The sequence below is a fragment of the Microbacterium maritypicum genome, from assembly GCF_041529975.1.
GTDB lineage: Bacteria > Actinomycetota > Actinomycetes > Actinomycetales > Microbacteriaceae > Microbacterium.
Window position 1 is genome coordinate 3,342,227 of sequence record NZ_CP168030.1, and the last position, 24,460, is coordinate 3,366,686.

The 24,460-nt window shown below is 69.5% G+C and carries 25 protein-coding genes; 14 read left to right on the top strand and 11 right to left on the bottom strand.

What is annotated here, in order from left to right; genetic code table 11:
• Positions 1 to 35: 35 nt before the first annotated feature.
• Together murQ and ACCO44_RS16185 are read right to left on the bottom strand one after the other, a co-directional pair.
• Entirely contained in the window at positions 36 to 971 is a 936-nt protein-coding gene (murQ, locus tag ACCO44_RS16180; RefSeq protein WP_105709495.1) for an N-acetylmuramic acid 6-phosphate etherase, read from the bottom strand.
• Positions 961 to 1,857: an N-acetylglucosamine kinase gene (locus ACCO44_RS16185; protein WP_372467397.1), complete on the bottom strand. Its 897-nt coding sequence runs from the start codon at positions 1,855 to 1,857 to the stop codon at positions 961 to 963. Before ACCO44_RS16185 ends, murQ begins: the two co-directional genes overlap by 11 nt.
• Positions 1,858 to 1,991: 134 nt before the next feature.
• On the opposite strand from ACCO44_RS16185, the gene ACCO44_RS16190 reads away from it, so the two are divergent.
• The 6 genes from ACCO44_RS16190 (at position 1,992) to ACCO44_RS16215 (ending at position 7,938) form a co-directional block, all read left to right on the top strand.
• Positions 1,992 to 2,849, top strand: coding sequence for a MurR/RpiR family transcriptional regulator (locus ACCO44_RS16190; RefSeq protein ID WP_029263044.1), 858 nt, complete (start codon positions 1,992 to 1,994; stop codon positions 2,847 to 2,849).
• A gap of 152 nt (positions 2,850 to 3,001) precedes the next feature.
• Complete coding sequence (locus tag ACCO44_RS16195; protein WP_197021064.1) at positions 3,002 to 3,985, top strand: GNAT family N-acetyltransferase; 984 nt, start codon at positions 3,002 to 3,004, stop codon at positions 3,983 to 3,985.
• Positions 3,978 to 4,670 (top strand): PIG-L deacetylase family protein, encoded by a 693-nt coding sequence (locus ACCO44_RS16200; RefSeq protein ID WP_029263046.1) that lies wholly within the window; start codon positions 3,978 to 3,980, stop codon positions 4,668 to 4,670. Before ACCO44_RS16195 ends, ACCO44_RS16200 begins: the two co-directional genes overlap by 8 nt.
• 40 nt (positions 4,671 to 4,710) lie before the next feature.
• Positions 4,711 to 6,027, top strand: a complete 1,317-nt coding sequence (locus tag ACCO44_RS16205) for an extracellular solute-binding protein (RefSeq protein ID WP_372467400.1) — start codon at positions 4,711 to 4,713, stop codon at positions 6,025 to 6,027.
• A gap of 58 nt (positions 6,028 to 6,085) precedes the next feature.
• Complete coding sequence (locus tag ACCO44_RS16210; RefSeq protein WP_051662632.1) at positions 6,086 to 7,021, top strand: carbohydrate ABC transporter permease; 936 nt, start codon at positions 6,086 to 6,088, stop codon at positions 7,019 to 7,021.
• Positions 7,018 to 7,938, top strand: coding sequence for a carbohydrate ABC transporter permease (locus ACCO44_RS16215; protein WP_372467403.1), 921 nt, complete (start codon positions 7,018 to 7,020; stop codon positions 7,936 to 7,938). The genes ACCO44_RS16210 and ACCO44_RS16215 overlap by 4 nt, the downstream gene beginning before the upstream one ends.
• 3 nt (positions 7,939 to 7,941) lie before the next feature.
• On the opposite strand, the gene ACCO44_RS16220 is transcribed toward ACCO44_RS16215, so the two are convergent.
• Complete coding sequence (locus ACCO44_RS16220; RefSeq protein WP_372467405.1) at positions 7,942 to 9,084, bottom strand: DUF998 domain-containing protein; 1,143 nt, start codon at positions 9,082 to 9,084, stop codon at positions 7,942 to 7,944.
• A gap of 70 nt (positions 9,085 to 9,154) precedes the next feature.
• Here ACCO44_RS16220 and ACCO44_RS16225 point away from each other — a divergent pair, with 70 nt between their 5' ends.
• From ACCO44_RS16225 to ACCO44_RS16235, 3 genes are all read left to right on the top strand, one after another.
• A complete protein-coding gene (locus ACCO44_RS16225; protein ID WP_029263051.1) occupies positions 9,155 to 9,805 on the top strand; it encodes an HAD-IA family hydrolase in 651 nt (216 codons plus the stop codon).
• A 79-nt stretch (positions 9,806 to 9,884) separates the two neighbouring features.
• Positions 9,885 to 10,241 (top strand): YidH family protein, encoded by a 357-nt coding sequence (locus tag ACCO44_RS16230; RefSeq protein WP_029263052.1) that lies wholly within the window; start codon positions 9,885 to 9,887, stop codon positions 10,239 to 10,241.
• Entirely contained in the window at positions 10,238 to 10,678 is a 441-nt protein-coding gene (locus ACCO44_RS16235; RefSeq protein ID WP_262000564.1) for a DUF202 domain-containing protein, read from the top strand. The genes ACCO44_RS16230 and ACCO44_RS16235 overlap by 4 nt, the downstream gene beginning before the upstream one ends.
• Positions 10,679 to 10,731: 53 nt before the next feature.
• Here ACCO44_RS16235 and ACCO44_RS16240 read toward each other — a convergent pair whose 3' ends face one another.
• Positions 10,732 to 12,330, bottom strand: a complete 1,599-nt coding sequence (locus ACCO44_RS16240; protein ID WP_372467407.1) for a DUF222 domain-containing protein — start codon at positions 12,328 to 12,330, stop codon at positions 10,732 to 10,734.
• 893 nt (positions 12,331 to 13,223) lie between these two features.
• Between ACCO44_RS16240 and ACCO44_RS16245 the strand changes: the two genes are divergently transcribed.
• Complete coding sequence (locus ACCO44_RS16245) at positions 13,224 to 13,913, top strand: M23 family metallopeptidase (RefSeq protein WP_372469421.1); 690 nt, start codon at positions 13,224 to 13,226, stop codon at positions 13,911 to 13,913.
• A 52-nt stretch (positions 13,914 to 13,965) separates the two neighbouring features.
• Here the strand turns inward: ACCO44_RS16245 and ACCO44_RS16250 are convergent, their stop codons facing one another.
• Entirely contained in the window at positions 13,966 to 15,417 is a 1,452-nt protein-coding gene (locus tag ACCO44_RS16250; protein WP_372467408.1) for a gamma-aminobutyraldehyde dehydrogenase, read from the bottom strand.
• A gap of 100 nt (positions 15,418 to 15,517) precedes the next feature.
• On the opposite strand from ACCO44_RS16250, the gene ACCO44_RS16255 reads away from it, so the two are divergent.
• Genes ACCO44_RS16255 through ACCO44_RS16265 form a run of 3 tightly spaced genes read left to right on the top strand, consistent with a single transcriptional unit; the run spans position 15,518 to position 17,761 of the window.
• Entirely contained in the window at positions 15,518 to 15,985 is a 468-nt protein-coding gene (locus tag ACCO44_RS16255; protein WP_372467409.1) for an Lrp/AsnC family transcriptional regulator, read from the top strand.
• Between the two features lie 28 nt (positions 15,986 to 16,013).
• Positions 16,014 to 17,417, top strand: a complete 1,404-nt coding sequence (locus ACCO44_RS16260) for an NAD(P)/FAD-dependent oxidoreductase (protein WP_372467410.1) — start codon at positions 16,014 to 16,016, stop codon at positions 17,415 to 17,417.
• Positions 17,414 to 17,761 carry a cupin domain-containing protein gene (locus ACCO44_RS16265; RefSeq protein ID WP_372467411.1) on the top strand — a complete coding sequence of 116 codons (348 nt, stop codon included), beginning with the start codon at positions 17,414 to 17,416 and terminating at the stop codon, positions 17,759 to 17,761. Before ACCO44_RS16260 ends, ACCO44_RS16265 begins: the two co-directional genes overlap by 4 nt.
• A 20-nt stretch (positions 17,762 to 17,781) precedes the next feature.
• Here the strand turns inward: ACCO44_RS16265 and ACCO44_RS16270 are convergent, their stop codons facing one another.
• The 6 genes from ACCO44_RS16270 to ACCO44_RS16295 form a co-directional block, all read right to left on the bottom strand.
• Positions 17,782 to 19,293 carry a carboxylesterase/lipase family protein gene (locus tag ACCO44_RS16270; protein WP_372467412.1) on the bottom strand — a complete coding sequence of 504 codons (1,512 nt, stop codon included), beginning with the start codon at positions 19,291 to 19,293 and terminating at the stop codon, positions 17,782 to 17,784.
• 50 nt (positions 19,294 to 19,343) lie between these two features.
• A complete protein-coding gene (locus ACCO44_RS16275; RefSeq protein WP_372467413.1) occupies positions 19,344 to 20,321 on the bottom strand; it encodes a site-specific DNA-methyltransferase in 978 nt (325 codons plus the stop codon).
• Positions 20,300 to 21,349 (bottom strand): biotin/lipoate A/B protein ligase family protein, encoded by a 1,050-nt coding sequence (locus tag ACCO44_RS16280; protein WP_372467416.1) that lies wholly within the window; start codon positions 21,347 to 21,349, stop codon positions 20,300 to 20,302. The genes ACCO44_RS16275 and ACCO44_RS16280 overlap by 22 nt, the downstream gene beginning before the upstream one ends.
• Before the next feature lie 65 nt (positions 21,350 to 21,414).
• On the bottom strand, positions 21,415 to 22,152 hold the full coding sequence (locus ACCO44_RS16285; protein WP_372467417.1) for a DUF1684 domain-containing protein: 738 nt from the start codon (positions 22,150 to 22,152) through the stop codon (positions 21,415 to 21,417).
• 176 nt (positions 22,153 to 22,328) lie between these two features.
• On the bottom strand, positions 22,329 to 23,186 hold the full coding sequence (locus tag ACCO44_RS16290) for an alpha/beta fold hydrolase (RefSeq protein WP_372467418.1): 858 nt from the start codon (positions 23,184 to 23,186) through the stop codon (positions 22,329 to 22,331).
• 33 nt (positions 23,187 to 23,219) lie between these two features.
• Positions 23,220 to 23,957, bottom strand: coding sequence for a copper homeostasis protein CutC (locus ACCO44_RS16295; RefSeq protein WP_105711284.1), 738 nt, complete (start codon positions 23,955 to 23,957; stop codon positions 23,220 to 23,222).
• 59 nt (positions 23,958 to 24,016) lie between these two features.
• On the opposite strand from ACCO44_RS16295, the gene ACCO44_RS16300 reads away from it, so the two are divergent.
• Positions 24,017 to 24,457 carry a MarR family winged helix-turn-helix transcriptional regulator gene (locus ACCO44_RS16300; protein WP_029262135.1) on the top strand — a complete coding sequence of 147 codons (441 nt, stop codon included), beginning with the start codon at positions 24,017 to 24,019 and terminating at the stop codon, positions 24,455 to 24,457.
• The last annotated feature ends 3 nt before the right edge of the window (positions 24,458 to 24,460 follow it).

Consider the following 24,460-nt stretch of genomic DNA (forward strand, 5'->3'; position numbering starts at 1 on the left):
GCCGAGACACATCACGACGGCACCGGCCGCTCCCCTCAGGCGAGAGCGGCGATCGCGTCGCGGAGCACCCCGTCGGCCTCATCGAGCGCGGATGCCGCGGCCTGCGGTGTGGCGTCGACCGCCAGCATCAGCAGGGCGCGCTTGACCGAGCCGTCCGCCCCCTGCAGCGCGGCGGCCGCGACGTCGATGTCGACGCCGGCGAGCTGCGACACGGTACGGATGGAGCGCGCGTGGAGCTTCTCGTTCGTGGCGAGGAGATCGACCATCACCCCGCGGTAGGTCTTGCCGAGCTTGATCATCGACAGGGTCGTGAGCATGTTCACGACGAGCTTCTGCGCGGTGCCGGCCTTGAGCCGCGTCGATCCGGAGATGAACTCCGGTCCGGTCACGACCTCGATGGCGACCTCCGCGGCGGCACCGATCTCGGAGTCCGCGTTCGAGGCGATCGCCGCCGTGAACGCGCCGACGCTGCGGGCGTAGTTCAGCCCGCCGACGACATACGGCGTCCGGCCGGAAGCCGAGATGCCGACCACCGTGTCGTCGGCCGAGAGTCCGAGTTCACGCAGGGATCCACCTGCCGCCTCCGCGTCGTCCTCCGCATTCTCCACGGCCGAACGGATCGCGATCTCGCCGCCGGCGATCAGCCCGACCACCATCGAGGGGTCCGTGCCGAAGGTGGGCGGGCACTCGCTGGCATCCAGCACGCCGATGCGGCCTGCCGTGCCGGCCCCGATGTAGATGAGCCGACCGCCGCGCCGGAACCGCTCCGTGATCGCGTCGACGACCGCCGCGATCTCGTCCGCCCGTTCGGCGACCGCCTCGGGGACCCGCCGGTCCTCGTCGTTCATCCGATGCACGAGCTCGGCCGTGCTCAACAGGTCGAGATCCCCGCGCTCGGTCGTGGATGCCTCGGTGCCGAGGCCTTCCAGTACGGAGAGGAGGGAGGCGAGGCGGGAGTCGTCATTCGGCACGGTGGACGAACCTTTCGTGAGGGAGATCGGTGCGGCGTGCGATCAGCAGCGCGCCGTCGAGGGCGTCGCCGGCGGCGGGGACCACCCGGCGTCCGGCGGCGTGCAGCGAGGAGATGAGACTGTCTCGGAACCAGGCGTGATCCGTGAGGCCGCCGTGCAGCGCGATGTCGCGAGTCAGTGACGAGGCGGCGACGGCCGTGGCGGTGAGCAGGCGGATGCCTTCCGTCGCGATCCGGTGGGCGACGTCGTCACCGGTCTCTGCGGCGTCGAGCACGAGAGGCGCCAGGGAGCCGAGACGCCGAGCGACCGATCCCTCCTCTGCGAGCCAGGTGACCACGTCGTCGGCAGGAAGGATGCTCGCGGCGACTGTTTCACTCAGTCGCGTATCGGGTCCGAGCCCGGCGGTCGCCCGCTGCACGGCTCTGGCCGCTTCGCGGCCGAGCCAGGATCCGCTGCCGAGGTCGCCGATGTCGGGCCCCCAGCCGTCGATCAGACGGATGCCGTCTGCGTCGGCGCCGAGCGCCGCAGCGCCGGTGCCCGCGATCAGCAGCACTCCGGGCGAACCGCCGAGAGCGCCCGCGTGGGCGGTGACGACGTCGGACGCGACGGCGACGCGCGCCCGCACCGACGCGGCGAGAGCGGCCGCGAGCGCCAGAGCGGCGGCGGGTGCGACCCAGGCGCCGGCTGCGCCGACCCCGAGAAGTTGGGGTGCCGCGTCCTGGTCGAGCAGAGGAAGGATCGACGCGACGGCGTCCTCGACGCCGTTCGGCGTCGCGAGCCCCGGGGAGCCGATGCCCGATCGTACGACGCGCTGCTCGGCGTCGACCATGGCGCGGCAACGTGTCTTGCCGAGGTCGACCGCTACGGCCGTCGGGGCGCTGCTCATCCTTCTCCTCGCTGTGACGTTCACAACAGTTCGGAAAGAGTCTACATCGGATCTAGACTTACTGAAAAGAATTTACCCAACGTTGCGCAGGGGCCCACGACATACTGAGAATCCCACATCTCTGGAGGAAGCGGATGAGCATTCAGTCGACGATCGAGGCAGCGGCCGCGACGCTGCCCCCGTCTCTCGCCCGCGTCGCCGCAGCGATTCGGGAGAATCCGTCCGTCGTCATCGACATGACCATCAACGAACTCGCCGAGGAGTGCCACACCTCCGTGGCCTCGGTCGTACGGTTCTGCCGCGCGATCGGATTCAGCGGCTATGCGCCGCTGCGCATGGCGCTCGCGACCGAGCTGGGCAAGGAGGCGGCGCAGTTCTCGGCGCGGGGCGCATTCGGGTCCGAGATCTCCGACGAGGACACGCTCAGCGAAGCAGTGTCCAAACTCGCCTCTCTCGAACTGCTCGCGATAGAGGAGACGGTGGCCCGACTCGACTTCGACGTACTGGAGGCCGCGATCGACGCCGTGGACCGCGCCGACCGCATCCTGATCTTCGGCATCGGGGCGAGCCAGTTCGTCGCAGAAGACCTCGCACACAAGCTCCTTCGCGTGGGCAGGAATGCCCACGTCCCCTCCGACCCGCACGAAGCGATCGCCGCGACCGTCCTGCAGACCTCCCCCACGGTCGCCATCGGGTTCTCACATGCGGGCTCCACCGCGGAGACGGTGCGCTTCCTGGAGACGGCGCGTGCCAACGGCGCGGCGACCATCGCAGTCACGTCGGCCAAGGACTCCCCCCTCGCCGGCGCCGCCGATCACGCATTGTTCACCGAGGTGCGCGAATCCACCTTCCGCGCCGGAGCGATGGTCAGCCGGATCGCGCAGCTGGCGCTCGTCGACTGCCTGTTCGTCGGCATCGCGAAGCGCCGTTTCGCCGAAACCGTCGACGCGCTGCGCCGGACCCGCGAGGCCACCCGGGCCCTCCGCGACTGAGCTCGCGCCGGCCTCCTCCCCCAGGTTCGACACCCACGGCGACCGGCGGCGAGATCGTCATATTTCCGTAATGTAAACGATCTACGTATCTCTCGACTTTCTTGAACATTGTTGCCATACTGGCCACACCCGAAGGCGAGAGGACGACGACGTTGACGTATGAGCACGGCACCACGATGGTGCGCCCCTTCCGACCCGGTGAGAGCGCTGCTCTTGCCGAGGCCTGGACCCGATCCGCCCCGCAGGACGGGATCACCCCCGCACGACTGCGCGATCTGGTCCTGCTCGATCGGAACTTCGATGCGGACGGCCTCCTCATCGCCGAGCGCGACGGCGCGATCGTCGGAGCGGCCTATGCCGTCCGCCGCCGCATCGCACACGACGCCGGCGATCTCCAGCCGGAGACCGGGTGGATCCCGTTCTTCTTCGTCGTCCCCGAGCAGCGCGGACACGGTCTCGGGCGCAGCCTACTGACCCAGGCGATCGGCTGGCTCCGCTCGCACGGCGCGACCGAGGTCGTCTTCTCGGCGTACACGCCGAACTACGTGCTGCCCGGTCTCGATACCGCCCGCTACCCCGCCGCGTCGGCACTGCTCGAATCGCTGGGGTTCTCTCGCATCGAGCGTCCGAGCGCGATGGACCGTTCACTGATCGGCTATCAGATGCCCGACGACGTCCGCACTCGGATCGAAGCGCTGCGCGCCGACGGGTGGTATCTCGGAACGCCGAGCGACGACGACCTCGTGCCGTTGATCCGCATCGCCGGCGAAGCCTTCAATTCCGACTGGGCGCGTGCGATCCGCGAAGGCGTTCTCGGCGGGCTGCCGCTGGAACGCATCCTCATCGCCAAGAACCCTGAGGGCACGGTGCTCGGCTGGGCCATGCACGGCACCTACGAGTCCGTGATCGAGCGTTTCGGCCCGTTCGGTGTGCTCCCGGAGAGCCGCGGAACGGGACTCGGCAAGGCGCTTCTCCACCTGACCCTGGAGCGGATGACCGCGCTCGGCGCACACAGCGCCTGGTTCCTCTGGGCCGATGAGGGATCGACCGCATCGGCCCTGTATGCCAAGACCGGGTTCGCCGCGACCCGCACATTCGACATCCTGCGCGCAGAGATCGGAGAGAGCAATGTCTAACACCGTCATCGCGGTCGGCGGCCACATCGGCGACATGGAGCTGACGGCGGGCCCCACACTCGCCAAGGTCGTCCTCGAGGGCGGCCGCGCCATCATCGTCGACTGCACCTACGGCGAGCGCGGGCATCCGACGGTCGCACCGAGCGTCTACCGCGAGCAGAAACTCCACGAGGCCCGCTTCTTCGCCGAGACGATCGGCGCTGAGCTGATCACCCTCGACTACTCCGACGGGTTCCTCCCGGACGACGAGGCGGTCGCCGAGCAGATCGCCGAGATCATCCGTGCGACCAAGCCCGATGTCCTGATCACCCACTGGGTGCACTCCATGCACCGGGACCACGAGCGCGCGGCGCAGGCGGCCCTCCGCGGCGCCTTCCTCGCCTCGATCCCCCTTGAGGAGATCGAGGCGGCGCGGCATTCCGTTCCGCGGATCCTGCACGCCGAGAACTGGGAGGACATGGAGGGGTTCGAGGCGGACACGTTCTTCGGCATCCCCGACGAGGCGTTCGACCTCTGGCTCACCGGAATCCAGGAGCACGCCTTCGCGCGCGGCGAGACCTACGGCTTCCGCTTCATCGACTACTACTCCGCGCTCATGCAGGTCAAGGGCTGCCTGGTCGGTGAGCGGCGCGCAGCCGCATTCCGATCTGCGGGGGCCGAGAAGTTCACCCTCGCAGGCCCCTGATCCTCCTCACCCACCCGATACGCACAGAAACGAAGGAACCATGAAGAAATCACTTCTCGCGGTCACCGCTCTGGGGCTCGCGACGACGCTGACCCTCGCCGGCTGCTCCGGCTCTTCCGGTGGCTCCGGCGATGCCGGCGGCTCCCAGGAACTCACATTCCTCACGCACTGGGGACCGGACCAGGTCGCGATGCTGGAGGCCGCCGGCGCGGCGTTCACCGAAAACCATCCCGACATCACCGTCAAGGTGCAGGCGGTCCCGTTCGGCAACCTGCTCTCGACCCTGCGTACGCAGGGTGCGTCGGCGGACGGCCCGGCGATCGTCGGCATCTACGACGCGTGGCTGCCCGAGCTGGTGCGCGACGGCCTCGCCGCTGCCGCGCCCGCCGACGTCGCCGACGAGGTCACGGAGAACTGGCCGGCCGGCGTCGTCTCGGCGGCGAGCAACGGCGGCGACGTGTACGGCATCCCGAACGAGATCGACCTGTACCAGCTCAACTACAACTCCGCGCTGTTCGACGCGGCGGGCATCGCCGAGCCTCCGGCCGATTGGGACGCCCTCGTCGAGGATTCCGCGAAGCTCACCACCGGAGACCAGCAGGGCTTCGGCCTCATCACCGGCTGGAACTCCGGCGTGGTGCATCCGTTCCTGTCGCTGCTCGCGTCGAACGGCGGCTCGTTCCTGAACGAGGAGGGCACGGCTTCCGAGCTGACCAGCCCGGAAGCCCTCGAGACGGCGGAACTGTACGAGAAGCTGGTCGCCGACGGGTCGAGCGACCCCAGGAAGTCGACGGCGAACGCCAACACCACCGGCCCGTACCTCGACGCCTTCGTGAACGGTCAGACCGGCATGATCGTCATGGCCAACTGGTGGGAGAGCGCGCTCCGCGACGGTATGGGCGATGACTTCGAGAACGTCGCCACCGCGCCGATCCCGGTCGGCCCCAGCGGCGATGAGTCCTCGTCGATCTCGTACTCCTGGATGACGATGGTCAACGGCAAGGCTTCCGACGCGCGTCAGAAGGCGGCGTGGGAGTTCCTCACCTACCTCAACGGCCCGGACTCCGGCGAAGCCGGTTCCTCGGCGATGGCCGACATCCTGCTGTCGATGGGGATCCTGCCCACGCGCTCCTCCGACCTGGAGGCGCACGCCGCTGAGCTGGAGACGCCGTTCCTGTCGTCGTACGTGACGGCTCTGGAGAACGCGACCCCGTTCCCGACCGTGCTCGGCGGACCGGCTGCGACCGATGCCCTGCAGCGACAGCTGGAGGCACTCGTGAACGGCCAGGTCGATGCGAAGACGGCGATGGAGAACGCCGCTCGCGACGTCGACGCCGCGCTCAGCGCCGCTCAGTGACACCCCGGCGGGGAGGCGGCCTCGACCGCCTCCCCGCCATCCTCCCGAAAGGCCTGACTTGACGACCCTCGAACGTCCCGCCGCCGCGCCGCCCGTCGCGCGCACCTCGAAGCGCCGGAGCATCGCTTCCACCCGACGCTGGTCGGCGCTGTTCCTCAGCCCGGCGCTGCTCATCATCGGCGTCTTCACCCTCATCCCCACCCTGATGACGGTCTGGATCAGCTTCCACCGCTGGTCGATGTTCACCCCCATCACCGAGATGACGTGGGTGGGGCTCGACAACTACTCCGGGCTGTTCGCCGATGCGACCAGAGTGCAGGCGCTCGGCAACACTGCCCTCTACGTGCTGCTGTCGATCGTCATCACCGTGCCGATCGCCCTGCTGATCGCGCTCCTGCTGTACTTTCCGCGCCTCAAGGGCAAGGGCATCGTGCGGGTGCTGCTCTTCGCGACCTATGTGATCCCGACGATCGCGATCGTGATCATCTGGAGCAACATCTACGCGCCCGGCTACGGCCCGCTGAGCACCATGGTCGCCGCGGTCGGGATAGACCCGCCCGGATGGCTCAGCGACCCGCAGTGGGCCCTGGTCTCGCTCGTGATCTTCAACGTCTGGCAGATGCTCGGCTACTACGTCATCCTGCTCATCGCCGGGCTCACCCAGATCTCCGAGGACCTCTACGAGGCCGCACGCATCGACGGCGCGGGCATCGTCCGTCAGACCTGGTCGATCACGATCCCGCTGCTGCGCCCGTCGCTGGTGTTCGTGGTGCTGATGACGTTCATCAACTCGATCCAGGTGTTCGATCCGATCTACCTCCTCACCCAGGGCGGGCCCGCGAACTCGACCAACATGGTCTCGTTCGAGATCCAGCGCACCGCGTTCCAGTACGGCATGGCCGGTGAGTCCTCGGCCCTCGCGGTCTCGCTGTTCCTCATGATCATCGCCGTCGGCGGGGTCCTCGGCATCATCATGAAGGGACGCACGCGATGAGTCTTCAGACCAGGACCTCGGCCCCGACCTCCACGCCGCCTCGGGCTCCGAAGCCGAAGACGGCGCCGCCCTCTCGGCGTCCGGTTCCGATGCGGCGGCGGCTGTCGACGGCTGGACTCTACGTGCTGCTGGCGATCGTCGCCCTGGTGCCGCTGTTCCCGCTGTACTGGCTGGTGATCTCGGCGCTGAAGTCGCCCGCGGAGTTCTCCCAGATCCCGCCGACCTGGTTCCCGACCGACCCGACGCTCGATCAGGCCGCGACCGCGCTGACGGCGGTGCCGTTCATGCAGTCCATGATGAACAGCCTCATCATCGCCGGCGGCAGCACACTCAGTGTCCTCGCCACCAGCATCCTTGCGGGGTACGTGTTCGCCAAGCACACCTTCAAGGGGCGCGATCTGCTCTTCTGGTCGATCGTCGCGACGATGTTCCTGCCCCCGATCGTGACCCTGGTGCCGCTGTACTACCTGGTCAACAGCATGGGACTCTCCGACACGTATCTCGGCGTGATGCTGCCGTGGTTGGCGAACGCGTTCGGCATCTTCCTGATGCGGCAGTTCATCCGCGACATTCCGGACGAACTCATCGAAGCGGCCAGGATGGACGGCGCCGGAGAGTTCCGGATCGTCTGGCAGTTCGTCGTTCCGCTGCTGAAGCCCGCGATCGTCACGCTCGCCGTCTTCATGTTCGTCTATGCGTGGAACAACTTCATCTGGCCGCTCTCGATCCTGCGTTCGGAGGCGCTCTACCCGGTGGTCCTGACCCTGAACAGGCTCATGTCCTACACGATGAGCTTCGAGTATCAGAACGTGGTGCTGGCCGGTGCGATCATCGCGTCGCTTCCGACGCTCCTGGTGTTCCTGGTCACGCAGCGGGTGTTCGTCGCCGGAATCGCCGCCAGCGGTGTGAAGGGCTGACGCTCACGCCGCAGCCCCCGGCACGGTGCCGCCCGTCCGCTCGACCTCGTCGATGCGGGCGGGCGGCGCTGTTCCGATCGAGCCCGCCGTGCGCAGGAAGACGATGATCCAGCTGAAGATCAGCACTGCGGCGATGAGTTCGACCGCGGTGAGGTTGTAGTAACCGACCGCGAAGAATGCGGCCAGCAGGATGATCACGAGCACGAAAGCCCAGCCGAAACCCACGAACACCTTCGGGATGCTGGGCAGGAGCCACGGCAGTCCCACCACGACGACGCCGAACACGACCGTCATACCGGTCGCGACGGTGTTGTGCAGGAGGAAGAACTCGTCGACGGGGAACAGCCCGACGCAGGCGAGGAAGATCCCCAGGAGGATCAGACCTCCGCGCACGAGGATCCGTCCGCGGCGGTCGGCGGGATCGTCGGCGGGGAGCCCGGCTGTCGCGTACCGGGCGATGGTCGTCACCATGATGCCGGCGATGATCAGGGTCGCGTTGAAGGCCACGGACGAGCTGTTGCTGCTCATCCCGAGCGCCGACAGGTTGTCGCGCCACCAGTGCACGTCGCTGGAGGCGAGCATGCTGGCGAAGGCGCCGACGACGAGGAAGACCGCGAGCACGAGCGAGAGGACCATGGGCGTGAGCGCCACCGCGCTGAGAAACGAGACGTAGCCGGTCAGAGCGAACGCGACCGCCACCAGCACCGCGCCGGGGAAGGCGAACACCGGCGCATCCGTGAAGCTCCGCTCGAGGAGCTCCGCGACGCCGAGCCAGCCGAGGTAGGCGATCGCCGCGTGCGCGAACGCGATGGCGGCGAGGTCGTACCAGCGCAGTCGATCGCCCGGCACGGTGAAGCCGTCGCGGACCGCGGCCGGATCCACCTGATCCGGCCGCACCGCGATGCGTCCGAGGGCGAAGGCGATGGCCGCGGTGATCGCTCCGCCGAACGCGGCGAAGACACCGATCGAACCGCTGCCGCTGATCGCCAGATCATGTCCCCAGAACACCGGGAGCGCGACGAGGAAGCCGATCACGACGAACCCGGCGCCGACGATCAGCGCGGTCGCCTCGAACACGGCATCCGCCGTGTCGGGACCCCGCACCTGCCGCAGCACCTGCACGACTCTCTTCGCGAGTGCATTCATCGTCCGTGCCTCCCGGTCCACATCATAGAAGTCGGCAGGCGTCCGATCCGCCCCGCACTAGCCTGGAGGGGTGCCCCAGACTCTCGCCGCCCGCGCCGTCCTTCTCGACATGGACGGGACCCTCGTCGATTCGACAGCTGTCGTGGAGCGGCTCTGGCTCGCCTGGGCGGAGCCGCACGGCATCGACCGCGAAACGGTGCTCCGCGTCGTGCACGGCCGCCAGGGTCACCAGAGCATGGCGATCATGCTGCCCGAGCGCGACCATGCCATCAACCTCCGCGAGAACGAGGTCATGCTCGCCACGGAGGCGAGTGATGTCGACGGTGTGATCGAGATCCCGGGCGCACGGGCGCTGCTCGAGGCGCTGCAGCCGTTCCCGCACGCGATCGTCACCTCCGCCAACGTCGCCCTCATGACCGCTCGGATGCAGGCCGCCGGGCTCACCGTCCCCGAGCGCAGCGTGACCGCCGAAGACGTCTCCGCCTCCAAGCCCGATCCCGAGGGATTCGTCCGCGCCGCGGGCCTGCTGGGGATCGACCCAGCGGACTGCATCGTGTTCGAGGACTCCGGCGCGGGAATCCAGGCGGGTCTCGCGGCCGGTATGCGGGTCGTCGGCGTCGGGAAGCACGCGGCAGCACACAACCCGACAGTCCTGGTCACGGATCTCTCACAGGTGGCTGTGACCCCCACCGCGACCGGCTTCGAGATCACGATCTCCTGACGACGGTCGCTCCCCCGCGAGCGCCGCACCCCGCCGCACCCCGCCGCACCCCGCCGCACCCCGCCGCTACGATGAGGCGATGCGACGTTTCCCCGCCTCGGTGTTCGGCATCGGCGAAGAACCCGATCCGCGTTTCTCTCTGGCGAACGAGCGCACGTTCCTCGCGTGGACCCGCACCGGCCTCGCGCTGATCGCGGGTGGCGTCGCCCTCGAAGTCCTGGGCCTCGACCTGCACGCCGGTTTCCGCCTCGCGGCCTCACTGCTGCTGATGATCACCGGCACGGCGGTCGCGCCCCTCGCCTGGTGGGAGTGGATGCGCGCGGAGCGCGCCCTGCGCCAGTCGCGCCCGCTGCCGGGAGCCTTCTCTGCGATCGTGCTCGCGGTCGTCGTGACGGTCGTCGGCCTGCTGGTTCTGGCGGGGGTGCTCTGGCGGTGACCGGTCAGGGGCACATCCCCCCGGGGGCACTCGTCTCGGGTCCGTTCGATCCGGGACTGCAGCCGGAGCGCACGGAACTCGCGTGGCGGCGGACTGCGCTCGCCATCGCGATCGGCTCGGTGGTCTCCCTCAGGGTCTTCCCCCTGCTGCTGCCGGCCGACGCGGCTGCGTGGGGACTCGCGCCGGGAGTTGTCGGCATCGGCGCTGCATGCACGTTCTGGGTGGCCGCCCGGCGCCGACAGCTGCAGACGACCGCCGCCCTGCACTCCTCCTCCACACCGGCGGAGCTCTCCACACCGGCGGAGCTCTCCACACCGGCGGAGCTCTCTTCCGAGGCGATGCCCGGAGGCGGGATGCTTCTCGCCTTGACGGCGCTCGCCGCCGCCTTCGGCGCCGTCTCCCTCGCCATCGTCGCGGTGTCTCTCCTCGTTCGCTGAGTGGGCTGGCGCTCGTCCTCCCGGCAACGACAGATCACACCCGCAGCAGCTCTTCACACCCGCAGCGGAACAGAACGCGTGTCGTTTCGCGAGGTCGTTGTTCGTGGCGTCGGGGGTTGTGGTGTCGGGGGTTGTGGTGTGCGCCAGCGTCGGGTGGGGTCCCACCAGGCGGGTCCGCGGACGTGGGGTGTGCCGTGGCGCATGCGGATCTCCCATCCGCTGGTGTCGAGGGTTCTGTGGTGGTGCCAGCAGAGGGCGACGCCGTTGTCGGTGTGGGTGGGGCCGCCGTGGGCGTGCTCGTGGACGTGGTGGATCTCGCACCAGGTCGCGGGGACGTGGCAGCCGGGGATGAGGCACTCGCGGTCGCGGAGGGTGATCGCGCGACGCTGATGCGCGGTGAAGATCCGGTCAGTGGTGCTGATGCCGATGATCCGCCCGTGCGGGTCGAACAGCACCCGTTGCACCCCGCCCGCGCACGCGGTGTGGACGGCGACACGGGTGGAGACGGGGGTGTCGATGCCGTCGACGTGCGCCCACCCGCGACCGGTCGTGTAGTCGTCGGCGGTGACGGACACCACCAGTGTGGGCGCGCCCCCACCCAGGCGTGGGGTGTCGTCATGGCGGGCGGCGATGCCGAGGATCGCGGCGAGGGTGTCGTGCTGCTTCTGCGACCGCGAACGCGGGTCGACCATCCGCCCCGGGTCACCGGACGGAAGCGCGTCGCCTCCCGCCTCGGGATCGTCGTCTGCAGGGCTTCCATTCCGAGCCCCGGTGTCGCCGGTGGTGTCGTGCGCGTGAGCGTGGGCCTCATCGGCGTCCGTCTCCCCCGTGGGCCGGAACATGACTCCGGGGACGGGTGGTCCGTCGACTTTCGGGTTCAGGTACGCGTCGAACAGGCGCTGCAACTGTCCCGCGACCTCGGGCAGCAACCGTCCCCGGACCGGGATCACCCCGTCTTTCGCGCGCCCGAGGGTCAGCCCCCGCACCCGCATCGCGATGTCGTCCGCGGGTTCCGCACCATCGGGGTCGAGATACTGCACGATCACCTGCGCCAACAACCGCAGATCCTCCGGCGTCGCCGCCGGTCCAACATCCCCGCCAGCGTCCGGTTCCGCATCCGCACCCGCATCCGGGTCAGCAACAGAGGTTCCCCGCGCGTACGCGGCCAACTCCGCATCCGCCCGCAACCGGTCCGCCGTCCCGACCCGGGACCCGGCCTGCTCGATCGGCCCGATCGCCGCCAACAGCCCCGCGACCCCGATCGTCCCGTCCACCAACGCCACCCGCAACGCCGGCCACCGCGCCGGCAACCACGCCCCCGACGACACCCCCACCTCCCGCCGCACCGCCTTCGCGGCCTTCACCACCCGCCCCGCCCCCGCAGCATCCGTGCGCAACACCCGCTGCAGCAACTCGTTCACCGTGCGACAGCCATATCGCCCACAGAACGCCGGCTCCCCCGACCCCGCCGGCCGCTCATCGACCGACGCGACCGTCTCCACGACCACCGCCCCCACCCGCCGCTGCACCTCACCCGCGACCCGCAAAACCTGCATCTTCTCGTCGTCCGCGAGCCCCGCGATCACGTCCGAGCGCAGCACCGCATCCAGGTCAGCGACGACCTGGACGAGCAGTTCCACGGGGTTGTTCATACCCCTAAGTCAACCCGGGGCCACCGACATTCAAACCCCGATAACCCCAGTTCAGAGCGATATTCCGAAACACGCGAAACACGCGAAACACCGACACGCCCTCCACAGAAACACCGACGCAACACTTGACCACACCGGCTAGAGCACGCCGCACTGCGACGCACGCGGACGCCCCCACCAGGGCAGAGTGTGAGTATCCACGTCGACACCGCACACACCGATGTCGCTGGAGACCGAGCATCCGTCGTCGAAATGACGTCGAGCATCCGCTCTTCGATTTGACGCTCACAGGTTCGCCAACTAAATTACAGATCGGTAACGGTGGCATCCGGGGGGATCGACCGCCGCGTACATCTGCCCTCCGGAAGGACTCCGTCACGAACTCCCTGCCACCCGAGCGCGCTCACGACGCCCCGGAAGCCCCCGAAGAAGCACCAGTCGCACCCCGCCCGCTGCTGCGGCGCGATCGGCGGAACTCCGCCCCCACGACTCCTGAAGCTCCCCGCGCGGCGGACGCGCCCTCGAACGCACAGCCTCCCCGCACGGCCGACGCATCCACCGCGACGCAGTCTCCCGTCGACGCGAGCACCGCCACCGCGACCGCGACCGCCACCGAGACGCAGTCTCCCGTCGACGCGAGCACCGCCACAGACGCGCAGTCTCCCGTCGACGCGAGCACCGCCACAGACGCGCAGTCTCCCGTCGGCGCGAGCACCGCCACCACGGACACCCCACGCCCGTCGCACCCGAAGGCCACCGGCACGCCCGGCCGCCCCCGGAGCCCGCGAGGGCGTCTCGCGCGAAAGCCCGCATCGTCTCCGGTCCGTCCCCGCCGCGCGAAGCGTCCGTGGGCGAAGGCCAAGGCGCTCGGCGCCACATTCGCGATCGGCGTGATGGTCACCGGCGCCGCACTGCCCGCACTCGCCACCGGGAGCGAAGGAGTCGTCGCCGGCGCCACCACCAGCCTCACCACTGCGGCCGCTGCCGATGCCGCGCAGTCCTACACATCCACGTCCGCGTCCTCGTCCTCGGACGAGATCCGCGCGGAGATCGCTCCGCGCGGGACCTTCTCGGCGACGACGCCCGAGGAGATCGAGGAGACACGCTCCCGTGCCGTCGCGGCGGCACTCGCTGCCGGCATGCCGCTCGGAAGCGCCGTCGACATCCCCATCGCCGATCGCATCATCATGCCGATGGCAGACGGGACCTACTCGTTCACCGATGGCTTCGGTGCGTCACGGCCGGGCCGGTCTCACCTCGGCCAGGACTTCGCCGCGGGCGTGGGCACCCCGATCAACGCCGCGATGAAGGGCTGCGTCTCCCGCTCCACCGAGAGCTACCAGGGCTACGGCGTGACGATTCAGATCGAGAGCATCGTCGACGGACAGGCCGTGAGCACCGTCTACTCGCACCTGAACTACGGAACCCGTGCGGTCGAGGTCGGCGACTGTGTCGACGAAGGTCAGTACATCGGCGACGTCGGATCGACCGGCTACGTGTTCGGCTCCTGCCTGCACTTCGAGGTCCACATCAACACCGTCGCCATCGACCCCATGCCCTGGCTCCAGACGCACGTGAACTGACCCTCACACTCGAACGGTCGGCGCGTTGCGCGGGCTCCGCGGCCGCGGCCACTCAGTCGAGCGCGCTCATCACGTGCTTGATGCGGGTGTAGTCATCGAAGCCGTACTGCGAGAGGTCCTTGCCGTATCCGGAGTGCTTGAACCCGCCGTGGGGCATGTCCGACACGAACGGGATGTGCGTGTTGATCCACACGCAGCCGAAGTCGAGGTCGCGCGAGAACCGCATCGCCCTGGCATGATCCGTCGTCCACACCGAGGCGGCGAGCGCATAGGGCACGTCGTTCGCCATCTCCAGCGCCTCGTCGTCGGATCCGAACGCCTGCACGGTGAGCACCGGGCCGAAGATCTCGCCCTGCACGACCTCGTCGTCCTGCCGCACGCCCGACACGATCGTGGCCTCCCAGAAGTAGCCCCGGTCTCCCTGGCGGCGTCCGCCGGTCTCGATGGTCGCGTGTGCAGGAAGCCGGTCGATGAAACCCTGCACCTGAGCGAGCTGTGCCGCGCTGCTCAGCGGGCCGTAGAGCACCCCCTCCTCGTGCGGTCCTCCGGTGCGCGCGTGCGTCTTCGCCCTCGCCACCAGCGCGGCGAGGAGCTCGTCGTGCTGCGACTCGTGCACCAGCACCCGAGTGGCCGCCGTGCAGTCCTGGCCGCCGTTGAAGAAGGCCCCCGTGATGATCCCGTCGACCGCCTTCTCGAGCACGGCATCCGCGAACACGATCGCCGGCGCCTTGCCGCCGAGTTCCAGGTGCACGCGCTTCACGTCGTTCGCCGCCGAGCGCGCCACCGCCATGCCCGCACGCACCGAACCGGTGATCGCGACCATCTGCGGGATCGGATGCTCGACCAGCGCCACACCCGTGTCGCGATCGCCCAGCACGACGTTCAGAGTGCCGACCGGGGTATGCAGCGCGACGATCTCGGCGAGCAGAAGCGTGGTCAACGGCGTCGACTCCGCGGGCTTGAGCACGACCGTGTTCCCGGCGGCGAGCGCAGGCGCGATCTTCCAGACGGCCATGTTCAGCGGATAGTTCCACGGCGTCACCTGACCGATCACGCCGATCGGCTCCCGACGCACGAACGACGTGTGCCCGGCGAGGTACTCCCCGGCGGCCCGGCCTTCGAGACTGCGGGCGGCACCGGCGAAGAAACGCAGCTGATCGACCGACTGCATGATCTCGTCGGCGACGAGGCTGGCGCGCGGCTTGCCGGTGTCCTGCGATTCCAGGTCGGCGAACTCCTCGGCCCGCGACTCCATCTCATCGGCGATGCGGAACAGCGCCAGCTGCCGATCGGCGGGCGTCGTGTCACGCCAGAGCGGGAAGGCCGCGGATGCCGCGGCATAGGCAGCGTCGACGTCGGCACCGTCGGAGAGCGGCAGTTCGCCGTACGTGGCTTCGGTGACAGGATCGAGGAGCGGCATCCGTTCCGCCCCGCTCGCGGGCACGTAGCGACCGCCGATGAAGTTCTGCAACGGCGCGGAGTTCTTCAGAAGGCTGCGGGACATGCCGTCATGGTAGCGCGCGACCTGCGGAATCGGAAGATATCGGCCGCGCGCAACGACTGAATCAGTTGCAGGATCGAGCCATGACTGTCAATATCGACAGATGAGCCCCAAGCCTGCCCAGCCTGGACTGGACGACATCTCGAAGCGCATCGTCGAACTCCTGCAGGAGGACGGACGCCGCCCCTACGCCGAGATCGCGCGCGAGGTCGGGCTCAGCGAGGCGGCTGCTCGCCAGCGTGTGCAGCGGATGACCGAGGCCGGCATCATCCAGATCGTCGCGGTCACCGATCCGATGCAGCTGGGCTTCCACCGCATGTCGATGATCGGCATCCGCGTCTCCGGCGACCCCCGCGCGATCGCCGAAGAGCTCACCACGATCCCCGAACTGGCCTACGTCGTCGTCACGCTCGGGACGTTCGACATCCTCGTCGAGGCCGTGTGCGAGGACGACGAGCACCTGATCACCCTCATCGCCACCCGCATCCGCACCATCCCGGGCATCGTCCACACCGAGAGCCTGCTCTACGCGGGCCTGTACAAAGACCTCTACAACTGGGGAACGCGCTGAGGCGCACCCCTGACGCATCGGAGTGATCATGGGAACCACCGTCTTCGAACGCCGGCAGCCGCCGCAGGGGGTCGTCGACGACTCCCTGCGCGACACCGCGCTCCGCGTGTTCTGGCTCGATGATGTCGATCGACCGACTCATCCGCGCCTGAACGGCACGGTCCGCGCCGACCTCGCGATCGTCGGCGGCGGCTACGCCGGACTGTGGACGGCCGTGCGCGCCAAAGAGCGCGACCCCGAGCGCCGCGTCGTCCTCCTGGAGGCGTCGCGGATCGCGTGGGCGGCATCCGGTCGCAACGGCGGCTTCTGCGAGTCGAGCCTCACCCACGGTCACGAGAACGGGGTCACCCGCTGGCCCGAGGAGATCGACCGGCTCGAGGAGCTGGGCCACGAGAACCTCGACGGCATCGAGCAGACCGTCGCACGCTACGGCATGGACGCGGAGTTCGAGCGCACCGGTCAGCTGGCCGTGGCGGTGGAGCCGCATCAGGTCGAGTGGCTCCGGGACGAACCGGGCTTCCTCGACCGCGAAGCCGTGCAGGCGGAGGTGCACTCCGAGACGTTCCTCGCCGGAGCCTGGGACCGCGAGGGCTCGGCGATGGTGCACCCGGCCAAGCTGGGCGTCGAGCTGGCCCGCGTCGCCGCAGACCTCGGCGTCGAGGTCTACGAGCACAGCATCGTGCGCGCCATCGAAGGCGACGGCTCCGGTCCGATCACGCTGGTCACGCCGAACGGTCGGGTCGTGGCGGATGCCGTGGCCCTCGCCACCAACGTGTTCCCCTCGCTCCTCAAGCGCAACCGCCTGATGACCGTGCCGGTCTACGACTACGTGCTGATGACCGAGCCGCTCTCCGCCGAACAGCTCGCGTCGATCGGCTGGTCGAACCGCCAGGGCCTCGCCGACAGCGCGAACCAGTTCCACTACTACCGGCTCACCGCCGACAACCGCATCCTGTTCGGCGGCTACGACGCGGTCTACCACTACGGCGGCAAGGTGCGCCCCGAGTACGAGGACCGCATCGAGAGCCACCGCAAGCTCGCCTCGCACTTCTTCACGACCTTCCCGCAGTTGGAGGGCCTGCGCTTCACCCACCGCTGGGCCGGGGCGATCGACTCGTCGAGCCGTTTCTGCGCGTTCTTCGGTACCGCCCGCAAGGGCCGCGTCACCTATGCGACCGGCTTCACCGGACTGGGCGTCGGTGCTGCGCGCTTCGCGGCCGACGTCATGCTCGACACGCTGTCGGGCGAGGCGACCGAGCGCACCGAGCTGCGGATGGTGCGCGAGAAGCCGATCCCGTTCCCGCCGGAGCCCACCGCCTCGATCGGCGTGAACCTGGTGCGCGCGGCCATGAACCGGGCCGACCACAACGAGGGCAAGCGCAACCTGTTCCTCAAGACGCTCGACGCCGTCGGCATGGGCTTCGACTCGTGAACGCTCTCGCGGCGGGGAACGGGGTGGATGCCCGTGGTCTCGCACTCGCGCACGAGCCGTTGCCCGCGGGCGAGGTGCTCGCCGGCGCCCCGACGACCGCCGTGCACGCGTTGGCGAGTCTCGGCGGGGTCGAGGTCGGCGTGTGGGAGATGACCCCGGGCACTGCGACCGACACCGAGTCCGACGAGGTGTTCGTCGTGCTGAGCGGCCGCGCCACGATCTCGTTCGCCTCGCCGGGGCTGCCCGACCTCGAGGTCGGCCCCGGCTCACTCGTGCGTCTCGCCGAGGGCATGCGCACGACCTGGACCGTGACCGAGACGCTCCGCAAGGTGTACGTGGCCTGACGGCAGGTCGGCTCAGATCGTCAGGACGACTCGCCCAGGAGCGGACGCACGGAGGCATAGGCATCGCGGACGTCGCGCGTCGGCACGTCGTAGACCCGGACGATGCCCGCACCCCCCTCGTGCCGCGGCCACCCGGGATCCCCGCCCGTGACGAACGCGACCGCCGCGCCGTGCACCTCATCGGCCAGCTGCTGCGGCGGGTTCGGGCCGGCGAGCGGCTCGATCGCGGGCCCGTCGAGGCAGTCGAAGAAGAACGGCACATCGAGGCAGTGCTCCGCGAAACCGAAGCGCCCCGACGGCCACGAGAACCGGTACACCCAGGTCGGCGCGGCCCCGCGGTCGGCGACGACCTTCAGCAGCGCCGAGCGGAACATCCGGTCGGTCAGCAGTCTCCCGGCGACGCGCGCGTTGCCGAGTCCCGTGACGTCGGCGTTGGCGGCGAGGTACGCACGGCGCGCGGCCTTCGGCAGCCCGAGCTTTCCCAGCAGCAGCGATCGGGGCACCCAGCGCAGCTTCTTCGCCGCATCCGAGAACACCATGGTGAACTCGTCGTCGGTCGCCCCGAGCACGAGCGGCTTGTCGGCGCCGACACCCGCGGCGAGCGCCTCGCGCGTCGACCGTGGCAGCAGATCGCCGTCGATGCGCGGTCCGAGCGGCAGCCCCTCCTCGATCATGGTGCCGACCGACGACGGCCCGAGCTGGGTCGCCTTCTTCTGCAGCTCGAGGATGCGCTCCTCGGAGAGCGACGAGAAGCCGGCGACGGTCGGCTCGACCCCGCCGGCGGTGGCGAGCCCGCGACCGAACGTCTCGGCACGGGTGGCGGCGACATCGGCGAGCGCGCCGGAGATCGAGTAGACACCGTGGAACAGGTGCTGCGCCTTCTCCATGCCGAGCAGGGTCAGCACGGCACCGCCGCCCGCGGACTGGCCGGCGATCGTCACGCGCGACGGGTCGCCGCCGAACGCGGCGATGTTCTGCTGCACCCATTCCAACGCGAGCAGCCAGTCGCGCACACCACGGTTCGAGGGAGCATCCTCGATCCACCCGAAGCCGTCGAAGCCGAGGCGGTACGAGATCGACACGGTCACGACATCGTCGCGGTTGAAGTTGCGGCCGTCGTACCAGACGCTCGCGGGCGAGCCGGCGAAGTACCCGCCGCCGTGGATCCAGACGAGCACCGGGAGCCCGGTTCCCTGCTCGGGGCGGGCCGGGCTCGGCGTGAACACGTTGACGTTGAGTGTCGACTCGCCCTCGACGCTCGGCTCGGGGATGAGAGTGACGCCGGGATCGCCGCGCTGCGCGGTGGCGGCGAACTCGAGCGCGTCGCGCACGCCCTCCCACGGCGCCTTCGGCACGGGCGCCTGGAAGCGCAGCTCACCGACCGGGGCCTCCGCGAACGGGATGCCCAGGAACGCCGCCGACCGCGGATTGCCTCGACCACCGGTGGTCGGACGCCAGCGGCCGCGCACGCGTCCTGCGGTGGTCGTCACCTCGACGAGGTCGGCGGTCGTCTCGAAGTCGGTATCCGTCATCACAGCATTCTCCCGTCTGTGGACGGCGAGCGGCGACACCGCGAACGCCCTCAGCCGGGCGTGATCACCTCGGCGTGCGGCATCCGCGTCTTCATGATCCCGATCGCCTCGGGGTTGTCATCGACCAGCACGGCATCGCGACCGAGCGCCGAGGCCACGGCCCCGGTCGTGCCGCTGCCGGCGAAGAGGTCGAGCACACGGTCGCCGGGGCGACTCGACGCGGTCACGATGCGGCGCAGGATCCCCTCCGGCTTCTGCGTGGGATAGCCGGTCTTCTCGCGTCCGGTCGTCGGGACGATCGTGTGCCACCAGACGTCGGTCGGCAGCTTGCCGCGCGCGGCCTTCTCGGCGGTGACCAGTCCCGGCGCCATATACGGCTCGCGGTCGACCTCTTCGGAGTTGAAGACGTACTCCCGCGGATTCTTCACGTAGACGAGGATCGTGTCGTGCTTCGTGGGCCAGCGGCTGCGCGACTTCGCGCCGTAGTCGTACGCCCAGATGAGTTCGTTGAGGAAGCAGTCCCGCCCGAACACGGCGTCGAGCATCACCTTCGCGTAGTGCGCCTCACGGTAGTCGAGGTGCAGATACAGCGTGCCGTCGTCGGCGAGCAGCCGCCACGCCTCCTCGAGCCGCGGCATCAGGAAGGAGCCGTAGTCATCGAAACGGTCGTCGTACGCGCGCAGCATCCCGCGCACCCGCTCGTACGCGTGGCCGTGGAACCCGTGCCGCACCTCGCTCGCCGGCTCCGTCTCGGGCTCCGGCGGTTCAGAACTCCTCAGATCTGCGCCTGTCACCCCCTCCTGGTCGCCGGATTCCGTGGCAGCACCTGCGACGGGCTCAGATTCTTGAGGAGTTGTGAACGTCCGGCGCGCGGTGACCACCTGCCGGCCCTGCGTCCGGCCGGTGTTGAACGGCGGGTCGAGGTACACGAGCGTGAAGGAACCCGTGGGCAGGGTCGCCGCGACGGCGAGGTTGTCGCCCTCGATGATGGTGACCGCGCCCGCGGTCACGGCACCCGATGCAGCCACGCCTCGGTGGCGAACTTCGACTCGACGAGAGCCTCCGCGTCGGCATACTCGTCCGCCGTGATCGCACCGGTCTCGGCGTCGGTCAGCGAGCGGAAGGTGTCCTTGAACCGCTCGATGATCTCAGCGCGCTCGAGTCCGGTCTGGCTGCGCAGCGGGTCGACGCGCTTGGCGGCCGAGGTGGTGCCCTTGTCGCTGAGCTTCTCGCGGCCGATGCGCAGCACCTCGGTCATGACCTGGCCGTCGATGTCGTACGACAGGGTCGCGTGGTGCAGCACTCCCCCGTTGGCGAGGCGCTTCTGCGCGGCACCGCCGATCTTGCCGGTCGGGCTCGCGATGTCGTTGAGCGGCTGATAGACCGCGTCGATGCCGAGCGACCGCAGCGCCTGCAGCACCCAGTCGTCGAGGAAGGCGTACGAGTCGGCGAAGGTCATGCCGGCGACGAGCGATGCCGGCACATACAGCGAGTACGTGATGATCTGCCCCGCCGCCATGAGCATCGCCCCGCCGCCGGAGATGCGGCGGACCACGTCGAACCCGTGCCGTGCGGCGCCTTCGGGGTCGACCTCGTTGCGGTACGACTGGAACGACCCGATCACGACGGCCGACTCGTTCCACTCCCAGATGCGCAGGGTGGGACGACGGCGCCCCTCGCCGACGCGGGCGGTGAGCACCTCGTCGAGGGCGAGGTTCATGCGCGGCGAGACCGCCTTGTCGTGCACGATCTCCCAGTCGAAGTCGCGCCACCCCGGGGCCGTCACGAGCGCGCGACGCACCGCGGTGCCGACGGCTTCGGGCGAGAAGCCGAGCAGCTGAGCGCCATCCGGAAGGGCGCTGCGGACGGCCGCGGCGATGGCCGTCGAGTCCGTCTCGGCGGGCATCCCGTTGACCGCGGCGTTGATGTCGTCCAGCGCCGAGTCCGGCTCGAGGAAGAAGTCGCCGGCGAGGCGGAAGCGGGCGATCCGGTCGTCCTCGATCTCGAGGTCGACGACGACGAGCTTTCCACCTGGGACCTTGTATTCACCGTGCACGGTTCCAGCTTAAGCCGCGAGAGCCCTGATTCGGCGGGTCGGCGGCGGATCACCCGCCGGACGGATCACCCCCCGAGCACGACCACGCGTTCCCCGGCACGGATCGGTGTCGAGTACCGGTTGCCGGCGGGCGGCAGCGGGCAGACGTACTGGTCCGAGAACGCGCACGGCGGCAGATAGGCGCGGTTGAAGTCGATCACGGCCGTACCATCGGCGGCGGGCTCGTCGACCGGCAGGAACCGGAACCGGTACGTCTCCAGCCCGTTGGTGCCGTCGGCGAAGACCGCGCTCAGCGCGCCCTGTCCGTTCCGGGTGACGGTGAGTGTCTGGGCTGCCCCCGCCAGTTCGAACCGCAACCGCCCGGCGACCGGCGTCTCCCGCGCCTCACCGTCGACCGATGTGATCAGGATCTGCTCATCCGGCGTCTCCTCGAACACCGCCGGGAGTCGCCAACGCTCGTCGGGCGCGTAGGCGTCGATCGCGGTGAACCACTCGCGCTGCGGCCGTGCCGGATTCAGCACGCGCAGTGCCAGCGCACCGTGGCGATCGAACACCCGCAGCTCACGCCTGCCGAGGCGGACACTCTCCGTACCGCGCAGGACCACGGTCGATCCCGCCTGACCGAGCTCGCTCCCCCGGATGCCGCCGTCGCCGGTCAGCGCCCAGAGCCCGGGGATGCCGTCGACCGCTGCCGCCTCCGTGATGAGCCAGTTCGTCGACTCGAGCGCCGACGGACCATACTCCGACCCTGCGTAGCGCTCGCGCGACGCGTGCCAGTCCTGCCAGTCCTTCACGAAGCCCATCGGTGCGGTCCCTCCCGTGCGAGGGCAGCCCACAACGGCGCGCTCCTCGCTCCTGCGCGGAATACTGACCCGAATCTACGGTCGTCTCCGAGCCCGGAGAATGGGTCCGTCACACGCCTTCACCGGGCGTAACGTCGCGTCACACCGCACGGAAGCGGGAATGCGAGGCGCGTTGCTCAGCGCGCGGGGATGTGCGCGTCGAGCCAGGCGAGCACGTCGGCGCGCACCTCTTCCTGCTGCAGCTCGGCGAAGATCTCGTGGCGCGCATCCGGGTACACGAGGGTCGTGACGTCGGTGAGCCCGGACCGGCTGCGGTACTCGTCGGCGAGCTTGTGCACGCTGCGGGGTCCGCCCACCGGGTCATCGCGACCGACGAGGAGCAGCATCGGGATGTCGCGGCCCAGGTCCTTGGCCGGACGCCCGTAGAGCCGCGCGGCCTCGATCGGACCGAAGAGCTTGAGCAGCGGGACGTCGGTCGTGAGCGGATCGTCGGCGAACGCGGCCCACACGGCGGGATCGCGGCTGAGCCATTCGAGCCCCGTGGCGCCTTCGTCCTTCGCCCACCGCGCGTTCAGGGGTGCCGCGTTGAGGAACCCGGGGGTGCGCAGCGCGGAGCCCGAGAGGATCACGGCATCCCACGCCTCCGGGTGGTGGTTCACGAGCATCTGCGCCAGGAACGAACCCCACGAGTGGCCGAGCAGCACGAGCGGCAGGTCGGGGTTCTCGTCGCGGATGATTCCGGTCAGCTGCCAGACGGCATCCTCGGCAGCGCGGAGTCCGCCGACGCCGAGTCGCCCCAGCTTCTCGGGTCCGCCGTGCTGACGGATGCCGGTGCGGCCATGGCCCCGGTGGTCGTCGGCGTAGACGTGGAAGCCGGCCTCGGTGAGGGCGCCGATCAGAGCGCCGTATCGTCCGGCATGCTCGCCGACGCCGTGCAGGAGCTGCACGACTCCGCGCGGAGTACCCGCAGCCGGATGCACGTCATAGACGATGGCCACGCCATGGGCGTCGGTGAACTCGCGCGTATCCGTCACGCTGCGAGCCTAGCGACCGCGCACCCGCACCGCCTACCGCGCGACGGCATCCCGGATCGCGAAGGCGATGTCGCGGTCGGTGACCTCGTAGCCGCCGACGCCGTCGGAGGCGGAGCCCATCCGCACGCCGCCCTCCTCGATCACCGAGCGCTTGGCGGAGAAGTGGATCGCGTCCACCCCCGCCGCGGCGAGCACCGGGGCACTCGCGACGTCGACTCCGCTGCCGGCCATGATCTCGATCTCGCCCTCGGCCGCGGCGACGAGCGCGCGCAGGGTGTCGATGCCGTCGATCGCGGCGGATGCCCCGCCCGAGGTCAGCACGCGGCGCAGGCCGAGTTCCCTGGCGCTGCGCAGCGTCGCCACGGGGTCGGCCGTCACGTCGATGGCGCGGTGCAGGGTGACGGGCGCTCCGCCCGCGGCATCGCGGAGCCGGGCCATGGCGAACAGGTCGAGGTGCCCCGCCGCGTCGAGCGCGCCGATGACGACGCCGGTCGCACCCGCAGCGATCGCGCGACGCACGTCGCGCTCGGTGATCGCCAGCTCGTCGTCGGTGTAGTGGAAGCCGCCGCCGCGCGGCCGGACGAGCACGTGCACCTCGGGCCCGTCTGCTCCGGCTGCCTCGACCGCCAGCTCGAGCGTCGCGGGAGACGGGGTCAGTCCGCCGAGGGCGAGCGCCGTGGCGAGCTCGACGCGGTCGGCGCCGATCTCGGCGGCGATGCGCACTCCGGCGGGGTCCTGCACGGCGATTTCCAAGGCGAGTGTTCGGGTCACTCCTCCATTGTGCCCGGTGCCGAGACAGTGTCAGAAAAATTAGATAGGCTATCTAAGTAATGTCTGCGTCCGATGAATCCCTCGCCCTCACCGCCACAGACCTGCGCATGGCCACGTTCCGCCTGGCCCGTCGCCTCCGCTGCGCCCGCGCGGCCGACTCGATGAGCGATGCCCAGCTGGCGGTGCTCGCCGACCTGCGCATGAACGGCCGCCGCACGATCTCGACCCTCGCCGTGCGCGAGCGCGTGACCGCACCGTCGATGACCAGCACCATCAACGGACTCGAGGAGCAGGGCTTCGTCGTCCGCACTCCCGACGAGGAAGACCGCCGCCGCGTGCAGGTCGACATCACCGACGCGGGCATCGAGCTCGTCGTCGAGACGATCCGCCGCCGCGACGAGCTGCTGGCCGACATGCTGCGCGAGGTCGAGTACACCGAGGCCGAGCTCACCACTCTCCGAGAAGCGAGCGCTCTGATGCGGAGGGTGGTGGAGCGATGAGTG